This is a genomic window from Canicola haemoglobinophilus (assembly GCF_002015075.1).
Taxonomy (GTDB): domain Bacteria; phylum Pseudomonadota; class Gammaproteobacteria; order Enterobacterales; family Pasteurellaceae; genus Canicola; species Canicola haemoglobinophilus.
Genome location: NZ_MUXZ01000006.1, coordinates 49,691 through 62,994 on the forward strand (window position 1 = coordinate 49,691; position 13,304 = coordinate 62,994).

Annotated in this window: 17 protein-coding genes and 1 pseudogene; 13 read left to right on the plus strand and 5 right to left on the minus strand. The window is 37.6% G+C overall.

Annotation, left to right across the window (positions count from 1 at the left end; all coding sequences use genetic code 11):
- Window positions 1-2: 2 nt before the first annotated feature.
- The 8 genes and pseudogenes from B0186_RS02305 (at window position 3) to rpsO (ending at window position 6,913) form a co-directional block, all read left to right on the plus strand.
- Complete coding sequence (locus B0186_RS02305; RefSeq protein ID WP_078217787.1) at window positions 3-626, plus strand: glutathione S-transferase N-terminal domain-containing protein; 624 nt, start codon at window positions 3-5, stop codon at window positions 624-626.
- Between the two features lie 24 nt (window positions 627-650).
- Window positions 651-1,694: a PDDEXK nuclease domain-containing protein gene (locus B0186_RS02310; RefSeq protein WP_078217788.1), complete on the plus strand. Its 1,044-nt coding sequence runs from the start codon at window positions 651-653 to the stop codon at window positions 1,692-1,694.
- A 17-nt stretch (window positions 1,695-1,711) separates the two neighbouring features.
- The gene (locus B0186_RS02315; RefSeq protein WP_078217789.1) at window positions 1,712-2,326 is read left to right on the plus strand and encodes a PIN domain-containing protein; all 615 of its coding nucleotides are present in this window, start codon (window positions 1,712-1,714) and stop codon (window positions 2,324-2,326) included.
- Window positions 2,327-2,369: 43 nt separating this feature from the next.
- Window positions 2,370-3,380: a PDDEXK nuclease domain-containing protein gene (locus B0186_RS02320; protein WP_078217790.1), complete on the plus strand. Its 1,011-nt coding sequence runs from the start codon at window positions 2,370-2,372 to the stop codon at window positions 3,378-3,380.
- Window positions 3,381-3,413: 33 nt separating this feature from the next.
- A pseudogene (locus B0186_RS02325) lies at window positions 3,414-3,614 on the plus strand (endonuclease domain-containing protein); the annotation flags it as partial.
- Between the two features lie 387 nt (window positions 3,615-4,001).
- Window positions 4,002-4,319, plus strand: coding sequence for a hypothetical protein (locus B0186_RS02330; RefSeq protein WP_078217792.1), 318 nt, complete (start codon window positions 4,002-4,004; stop codon window positions 4,317-4,319).
- Window positions 4,320-4,365: 46 nt separating this feature from the next.
- The gene (gene glyS / locus B0186_RS02335) at window positions 4,366-6,432 is read left to right on the plus strand and encodes a glycine--tRNA ligase subunit beta (RefSeq protein WP_078217793.1); all 2,067 of its coding nucleotides are present in this window, start codon (window positions 4,366-4,368) and stop codon (window positions 6,430-6,432) included.
- Window positions 6,433-6,643: 211 nt separating this feature from the next.
- Window positions 6,644-6,913 carry a 30S ribosomal protein S15 gene (rpsO, locus tag B0186_RS02340; protein WP_078217794.1) on the plus strand — a complete coding sequence of 90 codons (270 nt, stop codon included), beginning with the start codon at window positions 6,644-6,646 and terminating at the stop codon, window positions 6,911-6,913.
- An 83-nt stretch (window positions 6,914-6,996) separates the two neighbouring features.
- Here the strand turns inward: rpsO and artM are convergent, their stop codons facing one another.
- From artM to ppdD, 5 genes are all read right to left on the minus strand, one after another.
- The gene (artM, locus tag B0186_RS02345; RefSeq protein ID WP_078217795.1) at window positions 6,997-7,680 is read right to left on the minus strand and encodes an arginine ABC transporter permease ArtM; all 684 of its coding nucleotides are present in this window, start codon (window positions 7,678-7,680) and stop codon (window positions 6,997-6,999) included.
- 10 nt (window positions 7,681-7,690) lie between these two features.
- Entirely contained in the window at window positions 7,691-8,362 is a 672-nt protein-coding gene (gene artQ, locus B0186_RS02350; protein WP_078217796.1) for an arginine ABC transporter permease ArtQ, read from the minus strand.
- 4 nt (window positions 8,363-8,366) lie between these two features.
- Window positions 8,367-9,092 (minus strand): transporter substrate-binding domain-containing protein, encoded by a 726-nt coding sequence (locus B0186_RS02355; protein ID WP_078217797.1) that lies wholly within the window; start codon window positions 9,090-9,092, stop codon window positions 8,367-8,369.
- A gap of 17 nt (window positions 9,093-9,109) precedes the next feature.
- Window positions 9,110-9,847 carry an arginine ABC transporter ATP-binding protein ArtP gene (artP, locus tag B0186_RS02360; RefSeq protein WP_078217822.1) on the minus strand — a complete coding sequence of 246 codons (738 nt, stop codon included), beginning with the start codon at window positions 9,845-9,847 and terminating at the stop codon, window positions 9,110-9,112.
- Window positions 9,848-9,996: 149 nt separating this feature from the next.
- Complete coding sequence (gene ppdD / locus B0186_RS02365) at window positions 9,997-10,455, minus strand: prepilin peptidase-dependent pilin (RefSeq protein WP_078217798.1); 459 nt, start codon at window positions 10,453-10,455, stop codon at window positions 9,997-9,999.
- A gap of 128 nt (window positions 10,456-10,583) precedes the next feature.
- Here ppdD and ampD point away from each other — a divergent pair, with 128 nt between their 5' ends.
- The 5 genes from ampD to rplI all read left to right on the plus strand — a co-directional run bounded on the left by ampD (window position 10,584) and on the right by rplI (window position 13,196).
- Entirely contained in the window at window positions 10,584-11,141 is a 558-nt protein-coding gene (gene ampD / locus B0186_RS02370) for a 1,6-anhydro-N-acetylmuramyl-L-alanine amidase AmpD (RefSeq protein ID WP_078217799.1), read from the plus strand.
- Between the two features lie 656 nt (window positions 11,142-11,797).
- The gene (gene rpsF, locus B0186_RS02375) at window positions 11,798-12,175 is read left to right on the plus strand and encodes a 30S ribosomal protein S6 (protein WP_078217800.1); all 378 of its coding nucleotides are present in this window, start codon (window positions 11,798-11,800) and stop codon (window positions 12,173-12,175) included.
- Window positions 12,162-12,488 (plus strand): primosomal replication protein N, encoded by a 327-nt coding sequence (gene priB, locus B0186_RS02380; protein ID WP_078217801.1) that lies wholly within the window; start codon window positions 12,162-12,164, stop codon window positions 12,486-12,488. Before rpsF ends, priB begins: the two co-directional genes overlap by 14 nt.
- 12 nt (window positions 12,489-12,500) lie before the next feature.
- On the plus strand, window positions 12,501-12,728 hold the full coding sequence (gene rpsR, locus B0186_RS02385; protein WP_005759927.1) for a 30S ribosomal protein S18: 228 nt from the start codon (window positions 12,501-12,503) through the stop codon (window positions 12,726-12,728).
- Window positions 12,729-12,746: 18 nt separating this feature from the next.
- Complete coding sequence (gene rplI, locus B0186_RS02390) at window positions 12,747-13,196, plus strand: 50S ribosomal protein L9 (protein ID WP_078217802.1); 450 nt, start codon at window positions 12,747-12,749, stop codon at window positions 13,194-13,196.
- The last annotated feature ends 108 nt before the right edge of the window (window positions 13,197-13,304 follow it).

Here is a 13,304-nt window from a genome sequence, read left to right on the forward strand (position 1 = left end):
AAATGAAACTCTGGCACTCAACTACAAGCCCTTATGTTCGTAAAGTGATGGCGGTGATTAAATATCACAAGCTAGAGGATCAAATTGAATTGATGACTATTCAATCTTCTTTTGATCCCAATTCGCCACACAATCAAGATAATCCGCTCGGTCGAGTGCCTGCGTTACAAATGGATAACGGCGAATGGCTATATAACAGCCATGTGATTTGTGAATATTTGGATCACTTAGGGGCAAACAGTCAGCCAGAGCATCTTTTATTACCACGCAATAGCCATCGTTGGAAAGTGCTACAACTGCACGCACTGACTGACGGCATTATGGAGAACACGCTACCGATTATTTCTGAACGCCTACTTCGCCCTGAACATGAATGGTGGACAGCTCGTCATCAACAACTTACCGAACGAAATGTCCGTAGTTTCAAAGAGTTAGAAAAGCATCTCACTCAATTTGGCGATGAATTAAATCTTGGCTCCATTTCCGCCGTTTGCTTGATTGACTGGTATCTCTTACGTAGCGAAAAATTAGGTATAAATCTCAACGAAATCACACCGCACTTAGTGGAATGGGCAGTTAAGATGAATGAGAAATATCGGGCGTTGGGAGAAACAAAGCCGAATTAATTTTCAGCTTATTGGGGAATACGTATGTCTGCGACTAAAATGCTAACAGAGCAATCTGGCGAATTTATCCAAGAAATTGCCACACTAATCCAATCGTCCAAACAACGAATGGCAACGGCGGTGAATGCTGAACTAACGCTGCTTTATTGGCATATCGGACAACGAATTAACCAATATGTCTTGCAAGGTGAACGAGCGAAATATGGGCAAGAGATAATTGCCCAATTATCAACAAGTTTAACCAAACAGTTTGGGCGTGGTTGGAGTAAAAGAAACCTTTCCCAAATGGTAAAATTTGCAACTGCTTTTGCAGATATTGAAATTTTGCAGACACTGTCTGCAAAATTGAGTTGGAGCCATTTTGTTCAACTATCCTATATTGAAGAGCCAATCAAGCGAGATTTTTACTCGGCAATGGCTGCCCAAGAGCGTTGGTCTGTAAGAACGTTGGAAGATCGCATCGGTTCTTTACTCTTTGAACGTACTGTTATTTCCAAAAAGCCCGATGAAGTAATTGTGCAAGAGCTAACAGATCTTCGTGAAAAAGGCGAATATAATCAATCGTTGGTATTAAAAGATCCTTATATTTTAGATTTTCTCAATCTTAACGATCGCTATATGGAAAAGGATCTGGAAGATGCAATCTTGCGAGAAATAGAACAATTTCTATTAGAACTTGGTGCAGGTTTCACATTTATTGCTCGCCAAAAACGTATTCAAATAGATAATGATGATTTTTACATTGATTTGCTGTTTTATAATCGTAAATTAAAACGTCTGGTAGCGATTGAGCTCAAAACCGAAGCTTTTAAACATTCGCACAAAAGCCAAATGGAGTTGTATCTTGCTTGGTTAGCAAAATATGAGCAAGAAGAAGACGAAAATCCACCGCTAGGCATTATTCTCTGCACATCGAAAAAAGCGGAACAGGTTGAATTGTTGGATTTAAAAAATAGCGATATCCATATTGCGGAATATCAAACAGTGTTACCTTCAAAACAAGAAATGGAACAACGTTTGCATCAAGCGGTAGAGCGAGCTAAACAGCGGTTTTTGGTGGAAAAATAATAAATGGGGAGGCTTCAATGAAATATGCTTTCATAGATTATGAAAATATCAATTCTTTAGATGGTTTATCATTACAAGAATATGATCGTATATTTTTATTTATTGGTGCCTCACAAAATCAAACGGATATCAGATTAAGTGAGAAATTTAATGATGAAATTCATTTAACTCTTATTACCGTTAAAGATATTGCTAAAAATAATGTTGATTTCCATCTGACTTATTATTTAGGAAAATTAGATGTTACCACAGATAAAAATATTGAATTTCATATTTTATCGCAAGATAAAGGTTACGATGGAATTTGTTATTTTATGCAACATCAAAAAGAACCTAGAATTTGTTTTCGTAAATCGCTTACTTCAGAAACACTGCCTAAAATACCATCTGTAAATAATGCTGAAAAAGAGAAAATAAATCAGGTGGTTAGTGAATATAAAGCCTTTATCACAAAAACGAAAAAACAGCATTTACCTGCTAAATTAGCCAGTTTAAAAAATAGTATTCATAATCAAAGTTGTCTTAGACCTATGAGTAAAACTGAAGCTGAAAGTATTTTGCTTAAAGTCATTAATCAATTACAGCAAGAAAAAGCATTAAAAATAACGGATAATAAAGTAAGTTATCCTTAAAAGTTAATTTAACAAGCAGCTAAATTTTAGAGAAATTTTGCAAATGAACGACTTACAGCCCACGCAAAATCAGCTTATTGGCAATATTGTCAAAATAATCCAACAAGCCCGTAGCCAAGTTCGCCAGACAGTGAATAGTGCGATGGTGCAAAGCTATTGGGAAATCGGTCGTTTATTGGTGGAAGATGAACAACAGGGCAAAGAGCGGGCTGAATATGGCAAATATGTGTTAAAAACAGTTTCTGAGCGTCTAACCACAATGTTTGGCAAAGGATTTGATGAGCGTAATTTACGCAAAATGCGGCAGTTTTATCTCACATTTCCAATTCGGGACTCAGTGAGACCCGAATTAAGTTGGACCCATTATCGACGTTTAATTAGAGTGGAAAATCCAATTGCACGACAATGGTATCTTAATGAAACGATTGAAAATAATTGGTCAGTAAAAGCTCTTGATCGCCAAATTTCCGTCCTTTATTACGAACGCTTATTAGCAAGCCAAAATGATAGTGCGGTTGTTGCCGAAGCTCAAACAAAAATCGAGCCGTTAAAAGAGAATATTCAAGATTATTTGCGAGATCCTTATATTTTGGATTTTCTCAATTTACAAGACAAAAGTTACCAAGAAAGCAATGTTGAGCAAGCGATTATCAGCAATTTACAGCAGTTTTTACTAGAGCTAGGTAAGGGCTTCGCTTTTGTAGAACGCCAAAAACGCATACGCTTTGATGATGAAGATTTCTACATCGACTTAGTGTTTTACAACTTCAAGCTCAAATGCTTTTTGTTGATTGATCTTAAAATAGGCAAACTCAGACACCAAGATATTGGGCAAATGGATACTTACGTCCGACTGTTTGACGAGCAAATCAAAGATCAAAGTGATAACCCAACCATCGGGCTAGTCCTTTGTAGTGAACAGAGCGAAGCTGTGGCAAAATACTCGGTGCTTACTGATAGAAAACAGATTTTCAGTGCCAAGTATTTGCCTTATTTGCCGACTGAGTCGGAGTTGAAGGAACAGATTGAACGAGCCAGGGCGTTGGTGGAATGATACGAGCGGTTAGATTTAGTGGGAGTTTTGCAAATGAAACCTTATACAAAATCATTAAAGCCAAATGCAAAAAAGTCACGTTCAACTCAAACGGATGCAGAAAAGAAATTATGGGCACGATTGAGTAATGATCAACTCGGTTTCAGATTTAATCGCCAAAAATCGCTTTTAACTTATATTGTTGATTTTTATTGTGTGAAAGCGAAATTAGTGATTGAGCTTGATGGCAGACAAGGATTGCGAAGTGAGAGAATAAATAAGTAGACAAATTTAGAGAATTTTGCAAAACAATCTTAGAGCTACTACTTAAACAATTGAGTGGCATTGAGGCTATTCATTATTTTTCATAGGTTCATTATCTTAAGGAGATTTTATGGAAAAAGAAAATATTAATGCTGAAGAAACTAAACTATAGAGACTTTATTAAATAAACAGATAGAAAGAAATGAAAAACTAGCTAAATTATCATTAGGACTATCTGGTACAACTTTACTTTTAACAGGGGTTGTTGTTTTTACCTTAGTTAATGATTTATCTTATATTAAAGATAGTATTTGGAATACTCAATATAAAATATCTCAAATAATAGCTAGTAATGAAAATGATAAAGACGTTTCTTTAGTGTCACTACAAAATAAAGCTGTAGAAATAGAAAGAGAAATATCAAGATTGGAGAGAAATTTATCAGAAATAAATCAGAATTTAATCTCATTTAGAGATGTCTTTAATGATGAATTCCAGCTAAATAAACCAATAGAGAATAAAAATTCGAGTTATTATGGCTATTTAGATAAAAAAGAAGATAAAAAAACAACTCTAAAAGAAGATCTTGCTTTTATTAAACACCAAATATCAGAGAAAAGAGGCTCTTATAGTGAAGAGCCAACTTTAAAAGATGATATTCTAAAAATTAAGGATGATACTAACTGGATTAGATAGTTTAAACGATGATTTAATATACCTTTTGAAATATAACGAGAAAAAAATGACAACACAAAACTTCCTCGCCGAGATCGGCACTGAAGAGTTGCCACCGAAGGCACTCAAAAAATTAGCGACCGCATTTGCGGAGAATGTAGAGCAAGAGTTAAACCAAGCGGGGTTGGCTTTTGACAAAGTAGAATGGTTTGCAGCCCCTCGCCGTTTGGCGGTGAAAGTGTTAGGTTTGGCGGAGAGTCAGCCGAGCAAAGAAGTTGAAAAGCGTGGACCGGCGGTGTCGGCGGCGTTTGATGCAGAAGGCAAGCCAACCAAAGCGGCAGAAGGCTGGGCGAAAGGCTGTGGCATTGCCGTTGAGCAGGCAGAGCGTATCGCCACCGACAAAGGCGAATGGCTTGTGCATCGTGCGGTGATTGAAGGTCAGCCGACCAAAAACTTGCTGGCAGGCATTATCAGCAATGCTTTGGCGAAGTTGCCTATCCCGAAAACAATGCGTTGGGGCGATAAAACCGAACAGTTCGTTCGCCCTGTGCATACGGTGACTTTACTGTTCGGGGCAGAGTTAATTGAAGGCGAAATTTTAGGCGTGGCAAGCGGTCGTACTATTCGTGGTCACCGCTTCCTTGGCGAGCCTGAATTTCAAATCGACAACGCCGATCAGTATCCACAGCTACTCAAAGAAAAAGGCTCAGTGATTGCTGATTTCAACGAGCGTCGTGCGGAAATTTTTGCAAAATCTCAACAAAAAGCGACCGCTCTTGGCGGCGTTGCGGACATTGAAGACGACTTATTAGATGAAGTGACTTCCTTGGTGGAATATCCAAATGTATTGGCAGCGAAGTTTGAAGAACGTTTCCTTGCTGTGCCAGCGGAAGCCTTGGTTTACACCATGAAAGGTGACCAAAAATACTTCCCGATTTATGACAAAGAGGGCAAATTATTACCGCACTTTATCTTTGTATCGAATATCAATCCTGAAGATCCAAGCAAGATTATTGAAGGAAACGAAAAAGTGGTTCGCCCACGTTTAACCGATGCAGAGTTCTTCTTCAAAACTGACTTAAAACAGCGTTTAGAAGACCAACTTCCACGATTGGAAACCGTTTTATTCCAACAACAGCTTGGCACATTGCGTGACAAAACCGCTCGCATTGAACAGCTTGCAGGGGAAATTGCGAAACAAATCGGTGCAGACGAAGCCAAAGCGAAACGTGCTGGCTTGCTCTCTAAATGCGACTTGATGACCAATATGGTGTTTGAATTTACCGATACCCAAGGCGTAATGGGGATGCACTATGCTCGTCACGATGACGAAGATGAAGAAGTGGCGGTGGCATTGAACGAACAATATATGCCACGTTTTGCGGGCGATGAATTGCCAAAATCATTAGTAGCAAGTGCGGTAGCTTTAGCGGACAAATTCGACACGCTTACAGGAATTTTCGGCATCGGTCAGCAACCAAAAGGCAGTGCCGACCCATTCGCATTACGTCGTACAGCATTGGGGGCGTTACGCATCATCGTTGAGAAAAACTTACCACTCGATCTTGCAGATTTAGTCAAAAAATCGACCGCTCTTTTCGGCGATAAACTGACGAATGCTAACGTGGTTGATGAAGTGGTGGACTTTATGCTTGGTCGTTTCAGAGCTTGGTATCAAGACGAAGGCTTTAGTGTTGATGTTATCCAAGCAGTCCTTGATCGCCGCCCAACTCGCCCTGCGGATTTTGACGCGCGTGTGCGTGCGGTATCGCATTTCCGTAGTTTAGAAGCTGCCGCAGCATTAGCCGCAGCCAATAAACGTGTGAGCAACATTTTGGCGAAAGCAGAAACCGCTATTGGCGAAGTCAATGTGAATGCTTGCGTAGAACCTGCAGAAAAAGCCTTAGCGGAAGAGGTATTGAGCTTAAAAGCAGAAGTGGAACCGTTAATTGCTCAAGGCGATTACACTGCGGTATTGGATAAGCTCGCAAGTTTACGTCAGCCTGTGGATAGCTTCTTCGATAACGTAATGGTTAATGCGGAAGATCCTGCTCTTCGCCAAAACCGTTTAGCGATTTTAAACACCCTACAAAATCTGTTCTTACAAGTAGCAGATATTTCGGTGTTGCAATAGTTAAAATTTCACTTATGTAGACATTCAAAGACTAAACCGAGCTGTTTTGCTCGGTTTAGTATCTCGTATGCTTGTATTTAAATAAGTGAATTCCCTAATTATTTTATTGCTTTTTTTATAAGCGAGAGATAAAATTCGGGCTCCTTGTCATCGCTGAGTTAGAGATCGGCGAATGATGTATCATTAACCCTTTTATTATAAGGAATTTATCATGTCTCTAAGTACAGAAAAAAAAGCTGCTATCGTGGCTGAATTTGGTCGTGATGCAAAAGATACTGGTTCATCAGAAGTTCAAATTGCATTATTAACTGCACAAATCAACCACTTACAAGCTCACTTTGCTGCACATAAAAAAGATCACCATGGTCGTCGTGGTTTATTACGTATGGTTTCTCGTCGTCGTAAACTTTTAGATTACTTAAAACGTACAGATCTTGCTAAATATTCAGAAACAATTGCACGTTTAGGTTTACGTCGCTAATTTATCTAATATTTCTCATGTTAAAAGCCCTCAAAAAAATGAATTTTGAGGGCTTTTTTATAACTAAAATAATGCGTAAAGTTTTACGCTCTTTCCGTTTCTAAACGCTCAAAGACAAGGACTTTACTTTCTAACTTGCGTAACAATAAAGTCGCGATACCTGTAATAATGAGATAGATGACGCCTGTGATACCATAAATTGTGAGTGCATCATATTCTGTACCATAAAGTTGTCTTGCGTATCCCATAATATCCAAAATAGTGATAATTGAAGCAAGTGAAGTTCCTTTAAAGACAAGGATTATTTCATTGCTATATGAAGGCAAGGCTCTTTTTAGTGCATAAGGAATAAGGATTTTAAGCGTTTGCCAACGGCTTAAGCCCAAGGCTGCACAACTTTCCCATTGACCTTTAGAAATCGCTTTTACTGCTCCATGAAAGAGTTGAGTAGAATAGGCCGCACTATTTAAAGCCAATGTGAGCATTGCGCAGAACCATGCACTTGATAATAAAGGCCATAGAAAGCTATTCACGATCCAAGGGAATTGTCCCGGACCTGCATAAATTAAGAAAAACTGTACTAGCAATGGTGTACCAGTAAAAATTGTGAGGAAAAGATTAACTGGAATGCTCAGCCATTTATTATTCATAGCTAGAATAAAGGTAAGTGCTAGGGCAAGAAAAAAAGCCACAATCAATGCAACGACAGTAAGGATTAAACTAGTTGGAATTCCTTGTGCAATTGTTAAAAAATAATCTTTAATCATTTCTCATCCCTTAATTTGTCGCACGTTCAAAGCGAGTTACTCGTAGTTCAAGTTTACGAATAATGAATTGGCTAAATAATGTAATTAATAAGTAAATCAATGCAGCAAAGCCATACCAAGTAAAAGGCTGATGAGTGTTGGTATTAATTAAATCTGCTTGTCGCATTAAATCATGAACACCAATTAATGACACAAGTGCGGTATCTTTTAGCAATACTAACCATTGATTACTTAAGCCCGGTAAAGCATGGCGCCAAACTTGCGGCATGATCAGGCGGATAAAGGTGTAACTACGGCTTAATCCTAAAGCAGCCCCAGACTCCCATTGCCCTAATGGAATTGCTTGAATTGCACCACGTAAAGATTGTGAGGCATAAGAAGCAAAAATAATCGACAGCGCAACCACACCACAACCAAAAGCACCAAATTCTACATATTCGCCAGTGACAAGCTCTAATATTTCAGGTACGCCAAAATAAATCAGGAAAACCACGAGAATTTCAGGTAAGCCACGTAGCAATGTGACAATAATTGCCGTTGGTTTACGTATGCATGGCCATTTGTGTGTTTCTAATACGACGAAGAGGATAGATAATGCCAATCCGAGTAATAAAGAACAAACCGCTAACCCTAAGGTCATTAGGGTTGCGGTGTACATTAAAGGTAAATAATCAACAAACATAAAATTATTTAGTCATCCATTTATCATAAATTTTTTGGTATTCGCCGTTTGCTTTGATCGCCGAAATACCTTTATTTAATTGCTCAACAAGTGCGGTATTCTTTTTATTTACTGCGATACCTAGACCATTATTGAAGTAACGCTTGTCGGTAACTTTTTCACCAACAAATGTCGCTTCTGGTGTTTTGCCTAACATATCTCTTAATACATCAGTATCACCAAAAATAATATCAATACGGCCATTTTTTAAGTCTAAGATAGCATCTTGTAAACTTGCATAAGATTTGGATGCATATTGTTTAGCTTCAGCATTAATGTACTGTTGGTAAGTTGTACCATTTTGTACACCAACATTTTTAGCTGTTGCTAAATCAGCTTTATCTTTAAGAGCAATAAAACTTGCTGAGCTTTCATAATAAGCGTCAGAGAACGCCACTTGTTTTGCACGAGCTTCAGTAATATCAATTGCAGAGATTGCAGCATCAAAACCGCCACGACCTTTAATTAAGCTTGGAATTAAAGCGTCAAATGCTTGTGCTTTGAAACTACAATTTGCTTGGATTTCTTTACAAATCGCATTTGCAACATCTACATCAAAACCAATAATTTCACCTTTTTCATTTGTTGATTCAAAAGGCGGATAGCTTGGCTCCATAGCAAAAGTAATGTTTTGTGCATTTGCGCTGATAGCTGCGCTAGCTAACATAGTTGCTAAAAGTAATTTTTTCATAATAAAGTCCTTAAATATTAATGTGAGTGTGATAGATATTGTTTAAATTGCTCTGTTGCGGGTTGATTAAAACAGCTAGCATCTCCCATTTCAACGATGCGACCTTGTTCCATATAAACGACTTTGGTTGCAACCTTTTTTGCTACCGCAACTTCATGAGTTACGATAACTTGTGTAATTCCCATTCCTTGTAATTCCTGAATAATTGATACAATTTGTGCTGTAATTTCAGGATCTAAAGCAGCTGTAGGCTCATCAAATAATAAAACTTGTGGTTTCATCATTAATGCACGAGCAATAGCAACACGTTGTTGTTGTCCGCCTGACAAATGCAGTGGAAATCTTTCAGCAAATTGTTCTAAGCGTAATCTTTTTAATAATTCGATTGCTTGTTCTTTCGCTTTTTCTTTCTCTATACCTAAAACCTTAGTTGGTGCTTCGATAAGATTTTCCATTACAGTTAAGTGCGGCCATAAATTGTATTGTTGAAATACCATGCCGACATCTTGGCGTAATTGGCGCATTTGTTTCGGGTTTGCAGTTGCTTGCGAAAGATCGAATTTATTATTGGCGATACTTAACTCCCCAGATGTTGGGACCTCAAGTAAGTTTAAGGTTCTAATCAAGGTACTTTTTCCTGCACCACTTGGACCTAATAGAACAACCGTATCTCCATCTTCAGCAGTAAGGTTAATGTCAAATAATGCTTGCGATGTACCATAAAAGAAATTTAAATTTTTAACGCTAATTGTCATGTGAATGAAATATCTCGCTTTAATGATTAATGGTTTTGAGTAGATACTATATTGTTTTGCATAACTATGCAATTTTTTTGCAGAAAAATTCTTTTGAAAGCGAGTTTTTAGTGAAAACGGTGAGATCATAACTCACCGTAATTTATGAGCTAAGGTGAGTTTGAAGAAGATGATGTGCAAAATCCAGCAGGAAATAATTCCGCTTTACCATTACAGTTTGCTGTCCAAGTTACACCTGTTGAAGCATCTCCTGAAGCAGTGAGCGTGTAGCTAACGTCTTTAAGGTTTCCATTTCCTATGATAGTAATGACACCATTTTGTACGGCAATAGATTTTACTTTTCCTTTTGCGGTTGTGACTGGCGCTTGAATTCCATTTGTCCCAGCATTACAATTCGTCACTCCATCATTGTTATACACACAAAGTTCAACTTCTGAGCGGTAAGGTGCAGAGGCTTGCAATAATTCTGTAATTGCTGCTTTTTTTGTATGATTTTGATATGACGGAATTGCGATAGTAGCGAGAATTGCCACAATTGCAATCACGATCATTAGCTCTATTAAGGTAAACCCTTTTTTAGCTGATGAGAAGATACTCGTTGTTTTCATAATTTTTCCTTTGTTATTAAAACTGAAATGCAAAAATGCCGAATGGCTGACAAAGTTTGTTCAAGTTGAAAACAACTGACAAATAGACCGCACTTTTTCTGCGAGCAGGCTCGCAAAAACAATAATTTATGCGCATGAAACAAAAAAATATCTTCCAAGGTTGGCTTTTAGATGCCAAAAAGGTGCACTCTCCACATTTTGATCAGCGTCCAGATAAGAGTGATATTTCACTTTTAGTTATTCATTACATAAGTCTTCCTCCAGAGCAATTTGGCGGTTCCTATATTGATGATTTCTTCCAAGGAAAACTTGACCCTTATGCACATCCTTATTTTTCAACTATTGCCGATGTTCGAGTATCCGCACATTGTCTGATTACTCGTGAAGGCGTTATTACTCAATATGTTAATTTTAATGATAGAGCTTGGCATGCTGGATTATCTTCATTTGAAGGGCGAGAGAAATGCAATGATTTTTCTATCGGTATTGAATTAGAAGGAAGTAATGAGCAACCTTTTACTGATGAACAATATGTTGCATTAAAACAACTTACTCAACAAATTATGTTAGCTTATCCGATGATTACGAAGGAGCGTATCGTTGGGCATTGTCATATTTCACCAGGACGAAAAATAGATCCAGGTCAGTATTTTGATTGGCAAAGGTATTTGAGTGATTTGGATTAAACGGAAATTTTTCTTTTTAGAAAGAGTTGTTTAAAAAATAACCTTGTCGCTATTAGGCTTTTTATACACAACAGAAATATCGTTTTATGAAACTTGTATCTTATTGATAATAAAATAAAAAATTAATAAATTTATGTGGTTTTCAAAATATTGATTTCTTTTATTCTCCTCATTTCTGTCCATTAATCACAAATTTATCCACAAAGAAAGTGAATAACCCACAGACTCTACTTTTTTAATATATTCTTTGCGCAAGAAAAGTAATATTGAATTTTTTCTATACGAGATTTGAGCTAGAAAAGAGCGGTGGTTTTTAAAGGTGTTTTATTTTTATAAAATGTGAGAGGAATATGAAAATGTGAATTGAGTACAAGATCTTATTAGGATCTTTACAAAATATTTCAGCTGAATTCTTGCATTATCCTTATCTTATTCACCGGCTTATCCACAGTGTAAAAAGAGCTGTATAGTTGATACTAAAATTTATCCCAAAATAGATTAAAAATCTTATTATCCAAGCTTATTTTCACTTGAGCTTTTTTTTAATCTCTGTATAATCGCCAGCCTTACAGCCATAGTTAATTTTCGTTCCTTGCTTCCGCAAGATTGGTGGCTGGTCTTACAGTCGGAGGCTGATTAACCCGTAAGGAGCAGTAATGCGTCACTACGAAATCGTGTTTATGGTTCACCCGGACCAAAGCGAACAAGTACCAGGCATGATTGAACGTTACACAGGTTCTGTAAAAGAAGCTGGCGGTCAAATTCATCGCTTAGAAGATTGGGGTCGCCGTCAATTAGCATACCCAATTAATAAATTACACAAAGCACATTATGTGTTAATGAATGTAGAAGCGCCTCAAGAAGTCATCGACGAGCTAGAAACAACTTTCCGTTACAACGACGCAGTTCTTCGTAACGTAATTATTCGTACTAAGCACGCCGTAACAGAAGCGTCCCCAATGGTTAAAGCACGCGAAGAGCGTAAACCTTTAGCTGAAGTTGAAAACAACGATTTTGAGGATGCTGAAGAGTAATTTAGAGGTTGATAATCGTTTAGCGTTAATTGGCAAAGTTGCTGATTTTCCAAAACGAAATAAGAGCCCAAATGGGATTGAACATTGTCGTTTTTATTTAGAACATCGTTCAAATAAACAAGAGGCAGGTTTTACTCGTCAAGCATGGTGTAAAATAGCAATCCAAATTAGTGGCAATCAATTAATAGAGAAAACTCAAAGCATTACGGTCGGTCAGCAATTATTAGTTGTCGGTTTTATCACTTCACATCGAAGTCAAAATGGTTTAACTCAATTAGTATTGCATGCCGAGCAAATCGAATTTATAGATTAGGAGACTAGCCAAATGGCACGTTATTTCCGTCGTCGTAAGTTCTGCCGTTTCACAGCGGAGAATGTAGTAGAAATTGATTATAAAGATATCGCTACTTTAAAGAACTATATCACAGAGAGCGGCAAAATTGTTCCAAGCCGTATTACCGGTACTCGTGCGAAGTATCAACGTCAATTAGCTCGTGCAATCAAACGCGCACGCTATTTAGCGTTACTTCCATACACTGACAATCATCAGTAATTTAAGGAGAATACGGTAATGCAAGTAATTCTTTTAGATAAAATTGCTCACCTAGGTAATGTAGGTGAGCAAGTTGACGTTAAAGCAGGTTTTGCTCGTAACTTCTTAATCCCACAAGGTAAAGCAGTTATGGCAACTAAAGCTAACGTTGAATATTTTGAAAGTCGTCGTGCTGAATTAGAAGCTAAAGCAGCAGAAGTTTTAGCTGTAGCACAAGCTCGTGCAGCTAAATTAGCAGAATTAGCAACAGTTACTATCACATCTAAAGCTGGTGATGAAGGTCGTTTATTCGGTTCTATCACTGCTCGTGATGTTGCTGAAGCTGTAACAGCAGCAGGTGTTGAAATTGCTAAAAGTGAAGTTCGCCTTTCAACAGGTCCACTTCGCACAACTGGCGAACACGATGTTCGTTTCCAATTACACGGCGAAGTATTTGTAACATTAAACGTTGTTATTGTTGCAGAATAATAAGTAGTTATTATAAAAACCCAGCAATTATGTTGGGTTTTTTTATATCTATCATCTCTGAAGGTTATTAGATTTATCCCAAAATTTTTTCTTATTCCATTTTATTTT